General features: G+C 64.9%; 20 protein-coding genes. 4 read left to right on the top strand and 16 right to left on the bottom strand.

Annotated features, from left to right (window positions below):
• Positions 1 to 479: 479 nt before the first annotated feature.
• The 12 genes from ACP7AG_RS18610 to galE form a co-directional block, all read right to left on the bottom strand.
• Positions 480 to 836, bottom strand: a complete 357-nt coding sequence (locus ACP7AG_RS18610) for a hypothetical protein (RefSeq protein ID WP_426032667.1) — start codon at positions 834 to 836, stop codon at positions 480 to 482.
• A gap of 192 nt (positions 837 to 1,028) precedes the next feature.
• The gene (locus ACP7AG_RS18605; protein ID WP_426032665.1) at positions 1,029 to 1,271 is read right to left on the bottom strand and encodes a hypothetical protein; all 243 of its coding nucleotides are present in this window, start codon (positions 1,269 to 1,271) and stop codon (positions 1,029 to 1,031) included.
• A gap of 2 nt (positions 1,272 to 1,273) precedes the next feature.
• A complete protein-coding gene (locus tag ACP7AG_RS18600) occupies positions 1,274 to 1,399 on the bottom strand; it encodes a transposase domain-containing protein (RefSeq protein ID WP_426032663.1) in 126 nt (41 codons plus the stop codon).
• Between the two features lie 5 nt (positions 1,400 to 1,404).
• A complete protein-coding gene (tnpC, locus tag ACP7AG_RS18595) occupies positions 1,405 to 2,520 on the bottom strand; it encodes an IS66 family transposase (RefSeq protein ID WP_426032671.1) in 1,116 nt (371 codons plus the stop codon).
• 28 nt (positions 2,521 to 2,548) lie between these two features.
• A complete protein-coding gene (locus ACP7AG_RS18590; protein WP_426032661.1) occupies positions 2,549 to 2,848 on the bottom strand; it encodes a transposase domain-containing protein in 300 nt (99 codons plus the stop codon).
• Between the two features lie 43 nt (positions 2,849 to 2,891).
• Positions 2,892 to 3,269, bottom strand: a complete 378-nt coding sequence (gene tnpB, locus ACP7AG_RS18585; protein ID WP_426032659.1) for an IS66 family insertion sequence element accessory protein TnpB — start codon at positions 3,267 to 3,269, stop codon at positions 2,892 to 2,894.
• Entirely contained in the window at positions 3,266 to 3,670 is a 405-nt protein-coding gene (gene tnpA / locus ACP7AG_RS18580) for an IS66-like element accessory protein TnpA (RefSeq protein WP_426032657.1), read from the bottom strand. Before tnpA ends, tnpB begins: the two co-directional genes overlap by 4 nt.
• A gap of 85 nt (positions 3,671 to 3,755) precedes the next feature.
• Positions 3,756 to 4,148, bottom strand: a complete 393-nt coding sequence (locus ACP7AG_RS18575) for a hypothetical protein (protein WP_426032655.1) — start codon at positions 4,146 to 4,148, stop codon at positions 3,756 to 3,758.
• Positions 4,149 to 4,205: 57 nt separating this feature from the next.
• Entirely contained in the window at positions 4,206 to 4,376 is a 171-nt protein-coding gene (locus ACP7AG_RS18570; protein ID WP_426032653.1) for a hypothetical protein, read from the bottom strand.
• Between the two features lie 128 nt (positions 4,377 to 4,504).
• The gene (locus ACP7AG_RS18565) at positions 4,505 to 4,771 is read right to left on the bottom strand and encodes a hypothetical protein (RefSeq protein WP_426032651.1); all 267 of its coding nucleotides are present in this window, start codon (positions 4,769 to 4,771) and stop codon (positions 4,505 to 4,507) included.
• Positions 4,772 to 6,388 carry a hypothetical protein gene (locus tag ACP7AG_RS18560; RefSeq protein ID WP_426032649.1) on the bottom strand — a complete coding sequence of 539 codons (1,617 nt, stop codon included), beginning with the start codon at positions 6,386 to 6,388 and terminating at the stop codon, positions 4,772 to 4,774.
• A gap of 164 nt (positions 6,389 to 6,552) precedes the next feature.
• Entirely contained in the window at positions 6,553 to 7,551 is a 999-nt protein-coding gene (galE, locus tag ACP7AG_RS18555) for a UDP-glucose 4-epimerase GalE (protein ID WP_426032647.1), read from the bottom strand.
• Positions 7,552 to 7,747: 196 nt separating this feature from the next.
• Between galE and ACP7AG_RS18550 the strand changes: the two genes are divergently transcribed.
• Both ACP7AG_RS18550 and ACP7AG_RS18545 read left to right on the top strand, forming a co-directional pair.
• Positions 7,748 to 9,055: a UDP-glucose dehydrogenase family protein gene (locus ACP7AG_RS18550; RefSeq protein ID WP_426032645.1), complete on the top strand. Its 1,308-nt coding sequence runs from the start codon at positions 7,748 to 7,750 to the stop codon at positions 9,053 to 9,055.
• A gap of 3 nt (positions 9,056 to 9,058) precedes the next feature.
• On the top strand, positions 9,059 to 10,030 hold the full coding sequence (locus ACP7AG_RS18545; RefSeq protein WP_426032642.1) for an NAD-dependent epimerase/dehydratase family protein: 972 nt from the start codon (positions 9,059 to 9,061) through the stop codon (positions 10,028 to 10,030).
• Here ACP7AG_RS18545 and ACP7AG_RS18540 read toward each other — a convergent pair.
• The 4 genes from ACP7AG_RS18540 to ACP7AG_RS18525 all read right to left on the bottom strand — a co-directional run bounded on the left by ACP7AG_RS18540 (position 10,018) and on the right by ACP7AG_RS18525 (position 13,054).
• Positions 10,018 to 10,947 (bottom strand): DMT family transporter, encoded by a 930-nt coding sequence (locus tag ACP7AG_RS18540; RefSeq protein WP_426032640.1) that lies wholly within the window; start codon positions 10,945 to 10,947, stop codon positions 10,018 to 10,020. The two genes, ACP7AG_RS18545 and ACP7AG_RS18540, sit on opposite strands and share 13 nt — an antisense overlap.
• A complete protein-coding gene (locus ACP7AG_RS18535; RefSeq protein ID WP_426010178.1) occupies positions 10,944 to 11,834 on the bottom strand; it encodes an SDR family NAD(P)-dependent oxidoreductase in 891 nt (296 codons plus the stop codon). The genes ACP7AG_RS18540 and ACP7AG_RS18535 overlap by 4 nt, the downstream gene beginning before the upstream one ends.
• Before the next feature lie 108 nt (positions 11,835 to 11,942).
• On the bottom strand, positions 11,943 to 12,140 hold the full coding sequence (locus ACP7AG_RS18530; RefSeq protein ID WP_426010180.1) for a hypothetical protein: 198 nt from the start codon (positions 12,138 to 12,140) through the stop codon (positions 11,943 to 11,945).
• Entirely contained in the window at positions 12,137 to 13,054 is a 918-nt protein-coding gene (locus ACP7AG_RS18525; RefSeq protein WP_426010182.1) for a WecB/TagA/CpsF family glycosyltransferase, read from the bottom strand. The genes ACP7AG_RS18530 and ACP7AG_RS18525 overlap by 4 nt, the downstream gene beginning before the upstream one ends.
• Before the next feature lie 471 nt (positions 13,055 to 13,525).
• On the opposite strand from ACP7AG_RS18525, the gene ACP7AG_RS18520 reads away from it, so the two are divergent.
• Both ACP7AG_RS18520 and ACP7AG_RS18515 read left to right on the top strand, forming a co-directional pair.
• A complete protein-coding gene (locus ACP7AG_RS18520) occupies positions 13,526 to 13,891 on the top strand; it encodes a hypothetical protein (RefSeq protein WP_426032638.1) in 366 nt (121 codons plus the stop codon).
• Complete coding sequence (locus ACP7AG_RS18515; protein WP_426032636.1) at positions 13,861 to 14,958, top strand: hypothetical protein; 1,098 nt, start codon at positions 13,861 to 13,863, stop codon at positions 14,956 to 14,958. Before ACP7AG_RS18520 ends, ACP7AG_RS18515 begins: the two co-directional genes overlap by 31 nt.
• The last annotated feature ends 725 nt before the right edge of the window (positions 14,959 to 15,683 follow it).

The following is a 15,683-nucleotide window of genomic DNA, read 5'->3' as shown; positions in this document are numbered from 1 at the left end:
ATGCCGGCCAACTCAGCCGCTTCGGCTCGACTGCGGCCTTCATAAACCGCCGCCAGCGCCAGCAGGCGCCGCACCTGATCTGGATCCTTGGCCCGCGCCGCCAGCCGACGGGTCCGCGCGGCGTCATAATCGACTCGAAGCTTGATGGCGGACATCCACAATCTCCCTTGCAACCACGAGAGTGAATCACTGTCCGGCCAGTCAGGGAATCCTGTCGGAGTCAGAGCTAGGGGATTTTGGTGTAAGGCCGTACTGCGCGCCTGCGCCGACGTCCGACGGGCGGACCTCACCGATGTCAACACCTGCGTGATCGTGGATTTCCTGCTGGCTGGCTGGATGACGCGGCGACCGATGATCGTGCACATCCGGGAAATTCCCGACGGCTTGGCGATGACCGTCATTTGCCACCTCCTGGCCAAACCGTTCCAGCGCCCGAACATTGATCGCCGCGTAACCAGCGTCGGATCGGAAAGGCGTTGTCAGGCCCGGCGGCGCCTGCACGAACAGGACCGCCAGGCCGGCCTGGCAACCGGCGTCCGCCAACGCTCCAGGAGTTCGACCCCGACATAGAAGCCCGCCACCAGCGGGAACAGCAGCGCGAAATTGTACCAGGACCAGATCACCCAGGAGGAGGCCAGCACCAGCTTGGCCAGGTAGAGGGCCCCGCCGATCGCCGAGCCAATGCCCAGGGTCCGCGCAACCGTTCCCGGACGCGACAGCCGGATCAGGACCGGGGAGGCGAGCAGCGCCAGCAAGGTCACGAAAGAGAGCTTCCCGTCGGCCCGGCCATGGGCGATCGCCGACAGTTGGTTCAGCAGCGGATGATTGATCTGCAAGCCGCCAAGACTTCACACCGCTGGAGATCGGCGTCGGGGTGCCGAAGATCACCAAGTTGCTCAAGCCGTAGATCGCCCCCAGCACAGCCATGACCGCCAGCGCCTGAAGCCTGGCCCGACGGCCGACGGGGGCGAACAACAGTACGCGTCCGGTGACGACCCTGGACACGGCGTCGGCGCAGCCGGCAGAGATCACTTCTTTGGTGGCGGTTGAGGCGTCAGGCCGGGATTGCTGCGGTATTCGCGGATGACGTCGACGAGGCTGTCGATCCCCGCGTCGGTGAACGCTTCGACCTGATGATCGCCGACATCGTGGATCCAGAGATGCCCCGCTTCCGGACCCAGCTCGTCCGTGACTTCGGCGATCCAGTCGGCGTCCTCACCAAGCATATCGGCGACGTAGGCCAGCGTGTAGACGCGTCCGATCCCAGCCATGGTCAGGCAGCCTCTGCGGCCGCGCGGTCACGCGGCTGCCAGTTCCACGGCAGCAGATCGTCGATGTTTTTGGCCGAGTGATCGGCGATACGCGTGATGACCTCGGCGAGGTAGGCCTCTGGGTTCACGCCGTTCAGCCGGCAGGTCTGATGATGGTGAAGAACACTGCGGCGCGATCACCGCCAGTGTCGGATCCGACAAAGGTCCAGTTCCGTCTCCCGAGCGTCAGCGGCCTGATGGCCCGCTCGGCGGCGTTGTTGGTCATCTCCAGCCGCCCGTCGTCAACGAACCGGGTGAGAGCGTTCCAGCGGTTGAGACAGTAGCGAATAGCGATTGCCAGTTCGCCTTTTCGGCTGACCCGCCCCAGCACGGCCTCCGTGTTCGCCTTCAGGGCCGCCAGCAGCGGAACGCTGCGCGTCTGTCGTGCGGCGAGCCGAAGCTCAGCGCTCTGGCCATTGATCTCTCGCTCAACGCCGAAGATCTCCCCGATCCGCTCAAGAAGGGCCGATGCCGCAGGCGACTTGGTTCGAGCATGCTCCTCGAAGATCCCACGCCTTGCATGGCTCCAGCAGGATATCTGAACCAAGCGGATTTCGCCGGTGATCGGGTTGGGATCAGAGAGCTTTTCGAGGCCGGCATAGGCGTCGGCATGCAGGAAGCCTTTGCAGGGCTTCAGTAAGGCGGCGGCGCGCTCGCCCTTTCGATCGGGCGAGTACTGATAATACGCCGCCCGTGGCGCTGAGGACCCCCAGGCGCTCTCATCGCGAACGACGACCCAAAGGCGTCCGGTCCTGGTTTGGCCTCGCCCTGGATCGAGCACCGGCACCGTTGTGTCGTCGGCGTGGAAGGTGGGACCGGCGCGAGCATAGTCGCCGATCCCTTCGACGACGGGGCCGACCAGCCAGGCAACTCGCCCGACCCAGTCGGCCATGGTCTGGCGGCTCAGATCGACGCCCTCCCTGGCATAGATCTCGGACTGCCGATGCAGCGGGCTGTGGTCGCAGTATTTGGCGACCAGCACACGGGCGATCAGTGCTGGACCGGGCCGACCACGCTCGATCGGAAGGCTGGGCATCGGCGGTTGGCTGATGGTGTCGCAGTCGCGGCAGCTCATCTTCGGCCGCACGTGGACGATGACCTTGAAGTGAGACGGCACATATTCCAGCACTTCGCGCTCGTCGTCGCCGATCTTGCGCAGCCCCGCGGATCCGCAGGCCGGACAGGCACAGGCTGCGAGGTGCTTGACGATTTCACGAGGCAGATGGCAGGGCAGCGGCTCACGATTGCCGGCGCGCGGCGGCCGTGGCGACTTGTCGCTTGGCGCCGCCGGAGCCGTCGCTTCGCGACGCGCGTCGTTTTTCGGCCTCGCCTTCCTCCAGGTCGCCGATCGCCAGTTCAATTTGCTCGATCTGGCGGTCCAGTTTCTCCGAGGATTGACCAAAGCGCGACCGGCGCAGGGCGACCAACTGGGCGCGAAGCTTCTCGATATGAAGGGTCTTGGAATATAGCTCGTGCTGCAGCGCCAGGGCGAAGGCGCACAATTCCTCCGGATCTGTCGGCAGTGTCGCTGTCGCCAAGGCCGTGGCTATTTATACCAAGGCTCAGAGTCCGAGGCGACGATTATCGTCTGGAATCAGTACGTTGTTCTGCGATTTCCGGCCGCTTCGTCTCCGGCGGCGCGACCGTCCGCCGCCAGTCGATGCCCTCGAGCAAGAGCGCTAACTGCCCGGCAGTGAGCTGAAGTCGCCCTTCCACAATCGGCGGCCAAACAAACCGCCCTTGCTCAAGTTTCTTGATGAACAGGCACATGCCAGTGCCTTCCCAAGCCAGGACCTTCAGCTGATCGCCAGCCTTCCCCCGGAAGAGGAACAGCGCGCCGGAGTAGGGATCGGTTTTCAGAACCGACTGAACCTGGCCGGCCAGGGCGTTGACGCCCTTCCTCATGTCACACGGGGCGGTCATCAGGTAGACCCGCGCGCCAGACGGCGTCGAGATCATGACGTCGCCTTTGAGGCCAACAGAACCCGGCGAAGGGCGGGCTCGGTCGTCGCCGCATCGACGGTCACCCGGGCGCCGCCCGGCAGGTCGATGACAATCACGGCAGTTGGCCCGGCCGGCGGCGGGGTCCTGACCTCGGGCGTAATTTCAATCGCCATAATCGCCGGGGCGCTCTGCGCCGGGCTCACCGCCAATCCCATTCCAGCAGCACCCATCAGCGCCCGCCAGTTGAACAGTTGCCTGGGGCTGATGTCATGCCTCTGCGCGACAATAGCCAGCGAGACGCCATCGGCGTAGCTCTCGGCGACAATCTGCCGCTTGACCTCATCGCTCCACCTGCGGCGAACGTTGGGGTGACGAGCTGTGCCCCCGCCGTGAGCAGACTCGTTAGTCGAGGTCATAGGTGTCCACTTGGCTTTTACGTGGACACTTTATCGCCCACCACCACTTACCTAAGTCCCGCCGGTCAGCGGCGTAAGGCGGCCATCACCGGACGCGGACGAACAACAGGACGGGCGCCACGAAGAACGCCGCATCGATCCGGGCTCCGACCGTAGCCGCGCAGGCCAGTCCCAGCAGCACGCCGCCTCCGCTCCGCGTTCGGCTCGTCTCGATCGCTTCGACCAGCAAGGCGATGCAGAACACCAGCAGCGCGATCTCCATACCGCGCATGACGAGAGGGGTGAGCAGGAACAGGTACAGGATGGAGAAGCCCACGCTGGTGACCCCCTGGACGACAGGCGCGCGGCGCAGAAACAGCAGCAGGGCCGCCGAGACCAGAAACGCTTCGAGGGTGAACGTGACGAATAGCGGCGGGCCGGTGGTCAGGTTCTGCAGGACCAGCACCGCCATCCACAGGGGGTGATAACCGTTGCTCAAGGCCTGGCCGTCGAAGGTGCTAGCGCCGGTTTCGGCGATGTGGCGGGCGATGACGAGTTAGTAGTAGGCGTCGTCCTCGGCGAACAGGCCGCCATGCCTGGCCAGGCCGATCAGGTCGGCCATTAGCACCACAAAGACAGCGATCGCGCAGACCAGCGGCCAGCCCGGCGCAGCCAGCCAGGCGCGCAGGCCAGGGCCGGCTCCGGAACCGTCGGGCGGATCGGTCATGTCGGCTTCCCCCGAAGCGTTTATCTAGAGCATTTCCCGACCTGACTGCGTCAGGCCGTGAGCTGTAATCTTTTGTTTTGAGGCATTTTTCTTCACGCGAACCGGAACCACTTCGCTCGAAAAATGCTCTAGGTCTCGAGGCCATGATCACGCCGTTGCTCTGGCGATAGCAGGGCGCGAAGTTTGAGGTTCTCGGCGAGAAGCTGGGCCAGCGACGCCTCGATCAGGCCGTTGACAGCGTCAGGATCAATCGGCTCGGCCAGTCGCCCGGTGGCGTGGATCACCTCGCCATCGCGGATCACCTCCTCGATCTGGCGTTGAAGGGCCGACGGCGTTCCGTCTGGCGGGAATCGGATCAGCACTTCGTAGAGCCTTACGCTTTCCTGCAAGGCCATCTAGCCGTCTCGTCTGTTGCGTCGCCGGATCACGGCCCGGTCGGAGTCGCGTCGCCAGGCTTGGCCGGCGGACTTGGCGCCCTGCGCTCCGCCGACCTCGTCGACCACATAGATCGCCGCACCCGCCCCGGCCGCGACAGGACTGGGCGCGGTCTCCAAGGTATAGCTCCGCAAACGGAGTGGAAGCCCGACCGTCACCACGCTCTGGGAGGCCGAGATTCCGGTCGTGTAGACGCCGTCCGCGTAGTGGTCCATCCGCGCCGTGTCGTGGTGGATCAGCATGACCTGGCCGGGCTGCTTGCTCGCCTTGCCGCAGACGACCAGGCCCAGGCCGCCCGGCTCGGCCAGGCCGAAGCTCACCCGGCCATCATCCATTGGAACCCACTGGCTGGGCTGACGCATCTGGTCTTTGGCCATGACTAGATTACCGTCCAACGGGCCTTCGAACCAGGCCGGGTTCCAGATGTCGTGGTCGCCGGGCCAGCCTTCGTGAGTCCGCATCAGCGTGTTGCGCCGGGGCCGCTGGCCCCTTCGGTCGGGGACCATCTTCACGAGCTTGCGGATGGTCGGATAGGTCCGGGCGGAATAGGGGCCGATGGCGGCGTTGATGATGAAGACGTTGGCGCGCGAATTGCCCTCCAGCACGAGGGCCGCCATGTCGTCGTCGAGACTGGAGATCTCGCCCTGCCAGCCCAGGCCGATGATCGCCGTGCACCCGCGACAGGCCCGCGCCTGGATCATCGAGCCGCTGGAATCCTGCAACTGGCCGAGCAACTGGACGCCCGAACAACGGTCCATGCGTAGAGCCGCCGTATGGCCGGCCAACCGTCGTCCGCCGGTATACCAGGTCTTGAAAGGCACCATGGTGTTGGCGGAACCGTTCGGGCCCAGGACCACGCCCTCAAGCCCTGTCTCGCCCACGTCGATGAAGCCCAGCTTTCTGTCATAGCCGTTGATATAGAGCCCCCGCCCGCCGACCCGGTAGACTTGGATGGCGCCGAAGATCTGTGCGCCGGCGCCCTGCAGGCTGGCCCCGTCACCGCCGAAGCCTTCGATCTCAAGTTCGCCAACCGTGCCGCGGGGGTCCTGCGCGCCAACGGGGCTGTTGGCGCGGAAGGTGGGATCATCCTTTCCTGAAAAGGCAGTGTGCAGCTGATGGGCGGTTTGGCCGACGCAGGCCTCTTCATCGGGAACATCGGGGTTCTTACTTGGCTGACAGAGCCAGGGATCGGATTCCCGAGCGGCCTTCGAGGCATATCCGGCGCGACCAGGGGTCCAGCCACTCTTCAGCGTGAACCCGTAGAAAAGCCAGAAGGTGGCGTGCGGATCCGACAGGGCGACGAAGACCTCGGGCTTGGTCGGATCGAGCGGCGGGAGTTGCTTCAGCACCACAGTCTTTGGGTCGCAGAAAAAGCCCGACTGATTGCCGAAGCGCACACGGCGCAGGCGATAGCGGCCTGGCGGCACCTTGACATAGAGACCGCCGGTCGCACTGGCCGCCGTCATGGCGGCCGCGTCGAAGGACGGCTGGTCGTCGCCCGCGCCCAGGACGATCCCGCCAAGCTCGGCGTACTTCTCCAGGCCTTCCACCCGAGAGACGCCCAGGCCGGACAGCACATTCTGCGAGGCGACCCGCTCTCAGTCGCGCATCCAGGCGGGGGGCGGCGCGCCGCGATCCGCCGCCACGGCGGCGCCAGCGCCGATGGCCGCGACCGGCGGAGCGAAAAGCGCGGCGAGCGCTCGGCGGGTGATCGAGATGGCGCTGTCTCTCGTGGCGATGCCTAAACCGGTTCGCGTTCGAGCCGCAGCGCGCCTTCGGCGTGCCACGCCCAGGCATGCCGGATGATGTCCTCGAGCGCGTAGCGCGGCGTCCAGCCCAGCATGGCCTTGGCCTTGGCGTTGTCGGCCACCAGGATCGGCGCGTCGCCGGGGCGGCGCTCGGCGATCTCGACCGGGAACGCCCGGCCCGACACGGTCTCGATCGCCGTGATCAGTTCCTTGACGGTGGTGCCGGTGCCTGTGCCCAGGTTGAAGACCTCGCTGGGCTCACCGCGCAGCAGCCGCTGCACCGCCAGCACGTGGGCGTCGGCCAAGTCCAGCACGTGGATATAGTCGCGCACGCAGGTGCCGTCGCGGGTGTCGTAATCGACGCCAAACAGGTTGAATCCGCGATTGCCGCCCCGCGCCGCGGCGATCGCCAGCGGGATGGCGTGGGTCTCCGGCTCGTGCCGCTCGCCCACTCGGCCCTCCGGATCGGCGCCCGCGGCGTTGAAATAGCGCAGCGCCGTATGCTTGAACCCGATCTGCTGATCGAGGTCGGCCATGATCTGCTCGACCATCAGCTTGGTGCGGCCATAGGGATTAAGCGGCGCCTGGGGATGGGTCTCGTCCATCGGCACCTTGACCGGCGCGCCATAGGTGGCGCAGGTCGAGGAGAAGACGAAGGCCTCGACCGCCGCCCGACGCGAGGCCTCGATCAGGGTGATCGCCCCGCCCACATTGTTCTCATAGAAGCGACCCGGATATTTCACCGATTCGCCGACCTCGATCAGGGCCGCGAAATGGATGACCGCCACCGGTTGGTGCTTGGCGAACACCTCGTCCAGCCGGGCCGCGTCGCGGATATCGCCGATTTCCAGCGGACCCCACTGCACGAACTCGGCCCAGCCGTTGGAAAGATTGTCGTAGGTCACCGGCGTAAAGCCCGCCTCGGCCAACCTCAGGCAGGTGTGGGAGCCGATATAGCCCGCTCCGCCCGCGACGAGAACTTTCTGAGTCACTTTAAATCCTGAGATTGGGCCAAGAACAAGCCCCGCATTATATCAACCGATCAAAGACTGCATCGCAAAAGGACACGGGATGGTCCCTCGCATCCACCGACACAGCAAAATCTCACGAGTTTGAGCTCAAGCGCTCGAGCAATGTCGCAAGTTTGGTGTAGGGCTGCACGCAGGCGACCAAAAGGAATGGTGATCTATGCGCGTGGCGATGGTTGGCACTGGCTACGTTGGTCTGGTGTCTGGGGCGTGTTTCGCCGATTTCGGGCATGTCGTGACCTGTATCGACAAGGATCCAAGCAAGATCGAGCGCCTGGAGCGCGGCGAAATTCCCATCTTCGAACCCGGCTTGGACAACTTGGTCGCCCGCAATGTGCGCGAAGGCCGGCTGTTTTTTACCCTTGAGGGCGCCCAGGCGATCAAAGAAGCGGACGCAGTGTTCATCGCCGTCGGCACGCCGACCCGGCGCGGCGATGGTCATGCCGATCTGTCCTATGTCTACGCTGCGGCCGAGGAAATCGCCGGCCTGATCGATCATTTCACCGTGGTCGTCACAAAATCGACCGTACCGGTCGGCACCGGCGACGAGGTCGAAGCGATCATCCGCAAGACCAATCCCAACGCCCAGTTCGCCGTGGTCTCCAACCCTGAATTTTTGCGCGAAGGCGCGGCAATCGAGGACTTCAAGCGCCCTGATCGGGTCGTGGTCGGATCCGAAGATGAACGCGCCCAAGCGGTAATGCGTGAACTATACCGCCCCCTGTCGCTGAACGAGACACCGATCGTCTTCACCACTCGACGAACCAGCGAGCTAATCAAGTACGCGGCCAACGCCTTCCTCGCGATGAAGATCACCTTTATCAACGAGATGGCTGACCTATGCGAAAAGGTTGGGGCCGACGTGCAACAGGTGGCCAAGGGCATTGGTCTGGACAAGCGGATCGGCGGCAAATTCCTCAATGCAGGTCCAGGCTACGGCGGCTCATGTTTTCCAAAGGACACCGTCGCCCTCGTACGCACCGCGAAGGATTATGGCGCGCCCGTACGTTTGATCGAGACGACGGTGGCGGTCAATGAAGCGCGCAAGAAGGCCATGGCCATCAAGGTCGCCAAGGCCATGGGCATCGAGAACCTAACCGGCAAGACTGTCGGCGTGCTGGGGCTCACCTTCAAACCGAATACTGATGACATGCGCGACGCACCCAGCCTGGATATCCTGCCCTCTCTGCAGGCCATGGGCGCCGCCGTCCAAGCCTATGACCCCGAAGGGCGCGACGAGGCCGAGCGCCTGCTGCCGGGAGTGACTTTCAAGACCAGCGCCTACGACGCGGCCGACGGCGCCGACGTGCTGCTGATCATCACCGAATGGGATCAGTTTCGCGCCCTGGACCTGGACCGTCTCAAGCTGCTGATGCACACCCCGGTCGTGGTTGATCTACGCAACATCTACAAGCCTGCGGAGATGGTTCGCCGCGGCTTTACCTACGCCAGCATCGGACGTGGCTGACCCATGGATGCGGTGATCGTCACGGGGGCGGCGGGATTCATCGGCATGCATCTTGCCGAACGGTTGCTTGATCGCGGCGAGACGGTCATCGGGATCGATGACTTCAACGATTATTACGACCGTGCTCTCAAGGCGGCGCGCGCCGCCCGTCTGGAAGCCCACCCTGGCTTCACCATGGCGCGGATGGACATCGCCGACGCACCAGCGTTCGATACCCTGGTCCGTCAGAGCGGCGCCCAGCGGATCGTCCATCTGGCGGCTCAGGCGGGCGTCCGCTATTCGATTGACCAACCCTTCGCCTACGAACGCTCCAACCTCGCCGGCCACCTGTCGGTCCTGGAGGCGGCCCGCCACAACGGCGTCGCTCATCTGGTCTATGCCTCATCGAGCTCGGTTTATGGCGATCGACCCATCGACGGCGCGGGCTTCAAGGAGACCGACCCGGTCGATGCTCCGGTATCGCTCTACGCGGCCACCAAGCGCGCCGACGAGCTGATGAGCATCAGCTACGCCAAGCTCTACGGCTTTCCGATGTCGGGCCTGCGGTTCTTCACCGTCTACGGACCGTGGGGTCGGCCGGACATGGCCTATTTCAGCTTCACCCAGAAGATCCTCGCCGGCCAACCGATCGAGGTCTATGGCGATGGCAAGATGGCCCGCGACTTCACCTATATCGACGATATCGTCGATGGGATTGTCGGCGTGCTTGACCATCCCCCGGCCCAGGGCGGCCACGAGATCTACAATATTGGCGACAACGATCCCGTCGGCCTGATGGAGATGATCACCACTCTGGAAAAAGCGCTGGGCCAAGAGGCGGCCAAGGTCATGCGGCCCATGCAGCCGGGCGACGTCACCGCCACCTTTGCCGACATCTCCAAGCTCAGCGCGCTTACCGGCTACAAGCCCAAGGTCAAGCTGATGGAGGGTCTGAACCGCTTCGCCGCTTGGTACCGAGGTTTCTACCCGGGCTGATCCTCAATCACCGCCCGCTCCGAAAGACGGTGTTCGCGCACGCTGATGTAGAGCGTCGAGGCGACCACGATCGCGGCCCCGGCCAGCACGGCGGGGCTGGGCCTTTCGTGGAACAGGAAGAAGCCGGCGGCCACGGCGAACACCAGGCGGGTATAGTCGATCGGCGCCATCACCGCCGCCTCGCCCGCCTCCATGCCCTTGATGTAGCAGCCCTGGGTCAGGGTGCCGATCACCCCCATCAGGGCCAGCAGTCCAAGGTCGGGCCAGGTCGGCCAGCGCCAGACGAACAGGGCCGGCGGTATCGAGAACACCAAGCCTAGACCCGCCGCGTAGACCAGCAGGGTGAAGGGCGAGTGATCGCGGGTCATCACCTTCATGCCCGTGATGGTCAGGGCGAACAGCGCGGCCGAGATCAAGGCGGCCATCTGCGGCCAGCCCAGCCAATGACTGCCGTCGCTGCTGGGCCGCAGCATGATCAAGACCCCAACGAAACCGACCAGGGCCGCGCCAATCCGCACCGGGCCCGTCGGCTCGCGCAGGACCAGCGCCGCCAGCGGCACCAGCCATAGGGTTCGGGTGAAGGACAGGGCGTTGGCGTCGGCCAACGGCAGTTCCTGATAGGCGTAGAAGGCCAGGATCATCGCCAGCACGCCGGCGCTGGAGCGGAAGATCAGGATTCCCGGCCGGGTGGTCCGCAAGGCGCCGCGCCAGTCTCTGGCCACCAGCGGCAGCAGGATGATGACCCCAGCAAGCTGGCGGTAGAAGGTCTGCAAAGCGGCCGGATAGCCGGGGCCAAGATATTTGATCAGCGTGGTCATGCCGGTGAACAGCACGGCAGAGCCTAGCATCCACAACGCCCCGCGCAGGTTGGGGGTCAGACGCGCGCTCCAGCCCCGTCCTGCGGAGACCAGGCTCATGAACCGCCTTGCGAGGCGACCAAGGCGGCCCGCATCTGTTCGGCCTGTTCGGGGGTGATGCCCATGGCCGACAGCAGCGGCGAAGGCGCGCTATGATCCCAACTGCTGCGGCCGCCGATGGTGATGCCGCCATCGACCACGATGTGCGTGCCGGTGACGAACTCGGAATCGTCGCTGGCCAGATAGAGCGCGGCGCGGGCGATGTCCTCGGGCAAACCTGCCTTGGGGATTGGCTGGATCTTCGGACCGACCTGGGCGATCTGGGCGGCCATCTGGTCGGCGACCTCGCGTGGCAATCCCATCGAGGCGCCGAAGATCGAGGTGGCGATCAGGCCAGGGCAGATGGCGTTGACGCGGATCTTCTGCGGCGACAGCTCCGCGGCCGCGCAGCGGCTCATGTGGATCACCGCAGCCTTGGCGGTGGAATAGGCCAGCGGGCCGAACCCCGCCTGCAGGCCGGCGATCGAGGCCGTGTTGATCACGCTGCCGCCGCCGCGCGCCAGCATGAGCGGCAAGGCGTGCTTCATGCCCATGACAGGACCCCGGACCAGCAGGGCGAAGACCGCGTCCCAGCCCTCGGCCGTCATATCGGCCACGCCATTGGGCGCGCCGCCGTGACCGGCATTGTTGAACAGGATGTCCAGGCCGCCGAAGGCGTCGTTCGCCACCGCCACGGTCGCGGCGATCTGGGCTTCGTCGGTGACATCACAGCGTGAGAAACGGACCTTGTCCGGAAAGCGCCGCTCAAGCATCGCGCCCTTTTCGACCTGCAGGTCGGCGGCCACGACGCAGGCGCCTTGAGCCACGAACAACTCGACCGTTCCCAGTCCAATGCCCGAGCATCCGCCGGTGATCACCGCGACCTTGCCGTCCAGACGTCCCGTCATGCGCCGCTCCCTCGCGAGGCGGGCGGTCTCTGGGGTCGGACCGCTACGCCATGGCGTGGCTATCCTGGCGCGATGGCGCGCCGATGGCCAGGGCTAAGTGAACGCCGTTCAGGCTTGTTGGCGAACGGGAGAGCCCTGGAGCCGGTTGACCACCAAGCTACCCAGTAGCCACACCGCGCAGGGCAGCAAGACAACGACCCAGGCCAGCACCAGGCCAGCCAGACCGAAGATCGCCGCGACGCGTTGCGCGATGCGGGGTCGCTCGGCCGCTTCGGCCGCCGACGGCGAATAGATGTTCAGGCTCATCGTCCCCCCAGACCATCAGAGCGCGCCAGATCCGACGCCCGCGCGTATTCCACGCAAGCGGCATCCGTAGCCTGGGGGGAAGAGGCTTGTTTTACAAGCGCTTTCCGTAAGTCCTGAAGCGCCGGCCCGAACAGGTGCCACGGCTCCACGCAGTATCGGGTGAACAAGCGCTGTGGATCGACCATCAGCCGGAACAGCCACTCCATGCCCACCTGACCCAGCCAACGGGGCGAAGGACGCTGGACGCCGGCCTCATAGTCGAAGGCGCCGCCGATCGTGAAGGTGACGCACGGAGCCAGCTTCGCCTGATTCTCCAGCACCCAAAGCTCCTGGCGCGGCATTCCCATGCCGACCAGGAGGATGTCGGGTTGGTAGGCGTTGATCGCATCGATCACGGACTCATTCTCGACCGAGCCTGGCGTCACATCGAAATAGCCGTGATGACTTTTGATCTGAGCCCCTGGCCAGTCGGCCCGGATACGGGCGGTGGCCTTGTCGCCCACGCCGGGCGCGCCGCCCACAAAGAACACTTTCCAGTTCTCGGCGACTGCCCGTCCCCAGAAGGCGTCGCGCCAATCCAGGTAGGTGCAGCGATGGAAACGCCGGCTGGCCCGGCCGACGATTCGCGCCCAGAAGATCAGCGGCACCGAGTCGACCTCGATCAGGTCGGAAGTTTGGTAGAATTCGGCGATCTTCTCGTTGTCGCGGATCAGATAGAGGCTGTGCAGGTTGTGGTTGGCGACCACAGCGTGTTCGCGCGCTGCGATCTTGCCCGCCACGAAGTGAAACACCTCCTCGGGCCGGACAAGGTCCATCGACCCGCCCAGCACCTGAACCCGCTCTTCGGGCCGACGGCTCTGGCGGAAGTTTCGACGCACCTCCGGCTGGAAGGCGTCGCGCGCGGGCAGAAACATCAACGCGACCTCCGACTACTCAGAGGTTCGTTTTAGGTGATCAGCCTGATCAGTTCGATAACAAGGATACTTACCGTATTTTAACCGTAATGATGACGATCCGGGCAATAGCGTTGGCTTTACTATCTTGTATAAATATCATTTACCAAAATGTCTTTTATGCATGACTGTATTGTTGATAATCGTCCGGGCCTTATGAATTTGATTTGGATGTCCAAGATGACTGAAACCGGTTACCGCGCTCTAGAAGCGTTGAAACGCGGCATAGGCGCTCAACGGACGCACAAAGGCGTCGCCCACAGGCTGTGCGCGACATTTCGAGCTTTAAATTTCCCGACTTCCGATTGTAACGCATGATAGCGGCGCCGGTTTATTTCGCAGACCTCAAATCACCGTTTTGTTTTCCTATCGGACCCAAGCTTAGTCAGCGTTAGGGTCTTCTGGAGCATGGTTCGCGCGTGAGTTCAGGGCATGAGCACGGCCTTTCGTCCAGTCGTCGTCGCGATCGGCCATAGCCGGCCCGACGCTCTGGCGCGCCTGCTCGCGTCGCTGGGGGCCGGCGCCTACCCGCCGGAAACACCGCTGGTCATTAGCCTGGATCACTGCGACCAGGACAGCACCGCCGCTGTCGCCGACGCCTTCACCTGGGCCCACGGGCCCAAGCGGGTGATTCGACACGCCGCTCGTCTGGGGCTTCGCGAGCACATCCTGCGGTCCGGCGACCTGGCCGTCGAATACGGCGGGCCATCCTGTTCGAGGACGACCTTCTCGCGGCGCCTGGCGGCTACGACTATGTGCTTCAGGCCATGGCGTTCTATGCCAAGGATCCGCGGATAGGCGGGATTTCGCTCTACAACTATCGGCTCAACGAATTCAATAACCTGGATTTCCGGCCGGTGGCCGACGGCGCCGACGTCTATTTCCTGCCGGTCGCCTCGTCTTGGGGACAGGCGTGGACAGCGGACCAATGGAACGCCTTCCGCCGGTGGTGCGTCGAGGACAAGGATCGCCCGTTTTCCGCCGCGGGCGGCTTGCCCAGGCAACTCCAGGCCTGGAAACCCACCTCCTGGAAGAAGTGTTACATCAAGTATTTGGTCGAGACGGGGCGCTACTTCGTCTACCCGCGCGCCTCCCTGTCGACCAACACGGCACGTTCAGGCGCCCATACCAAACGGGTGGTCAGCATCTATCAAACCCCGCTGGACCTGGCGCGAGCCCGCCAATGGCGGCTGGCCCGGCTCGATGCGTCGCTGGCGGTCTATGACGTATTCTATGAACCCACGCGCGAAGCGCTGGCTCACTCGCGTCCCGAGCTCGCGGGCCTGGATTTCGACGTTGATTTGATGGGCACGAAGCCGGCCAACGCCCTGAGCAAGCCTTTTCTGCTCTCCCCACGGCCCTGCCGCCTACCGATGCGCCAATACGGGATACGTGGGGGCTCGACGCCCACCGATGACATCGCCGACGGGGCTGCTGGACGGCTGTTCAGCTTCTGCCCGGCCACGGCGTTCGGCGCGATGACGCCGCTGCGTCGTCTGAAGCTGATCCGCGCGGTCCACGGCGGTTTCGGCCTGGGCAAATTGGCTTTCCAAATCCTCAAACCGCTGCAGACCGAACTTTTCATCGCCCAAGCGCGGCGGCGCGCGGCGCCCGCGCCGGCCCTGCCGATGCGGAGCTGCACGCATGCGCCTGACCTTGCACCTCCATGCCGGCTCCAGCAGGGCGACCGACACGCTGGTGTCCGACCTCGCGGGGCTGGAAATCGAGAATCTGAAGCTGGACCTGGCCATCGCCGCCGAGCCCCGAACCTTCCAGGCGGTGGCCCGGGGGTTGAACTGGCGGGAGGGCGAGGTGCGCGCCTTGCCCAACACCGAGGCCCGATCCTTCGCGCCGTCGCGTCTTGACGAGGTCGCCGGCGACGACGCGCCCGCAATTATCGTGGGGTGGGCGTCAGGCTGGCCCCGCACCTGTCGCGCTACGCCGCGGCGGTGTCCGCCCGCGACCTCGGCGTGGACGCCGCGTCGCTGTTCGCCCTGCCGCGCCTGCGTCCGGGAAGCGCGCCCTTCACCCAGCTGGAGGACGGCGGCGACGGTGTTTTCGCGGCCATCGATCCAGGCGCGGGTCTGGTGGTGACCCCCAGCCAGGCGGCGGCGCTGCTGAATCCGGGGCCCGAGACCAGCGGCTGCTTCCTGTTTCCTCGAACCGGGCTGGCGTCGGGTGGCCGTTCGCCGTTCGAGCCCACCATTGAGCACAACGCCAGGGACTGGCGCTTCCGAACGCACGGCGAAAGCCTGGCCGTCTACGACCAGCATCTGGAGATCACGCCTGAAGCGCTGAGACGCGCTGTTCCCGCCTTGGCCGACCTGGATTTCGCCGTCGATCTGACCGGCGACGGCCCCACGCCCACCGCCCCCTATCTGCTGTCGGCCCGCCCCTGCCGCGCCCCAATCCGGACCTTTGGCCTGGACCTGACGCCCCTCGCCGCCAATATCGTTTTCGCGACGCCGGGCGGGGTCTTCAGCCTGGGTCCAACCGAAGCGTTCGAACCGATGACCGCCGCCCGGCGGCGGGCGCTTCGGCATCACCTCAGCCGGTCATTCTACCTGCGCGGATATGTGGTCAGCTGGTC

This window comes from Caulobacter sp. DWP3-1-3b2 (genome assembly GCF_049896325.1).
Lineage (GTDB): Bacteria > Pseudomonadota > Alphaproteobacteria > Caulobacterales > Caulobacteraceae > Caulobacter.
Note: the sequence above shows the minus strand (reverse complement) of the source record. Positions and strands in the feature narration are given on the sequence as shown.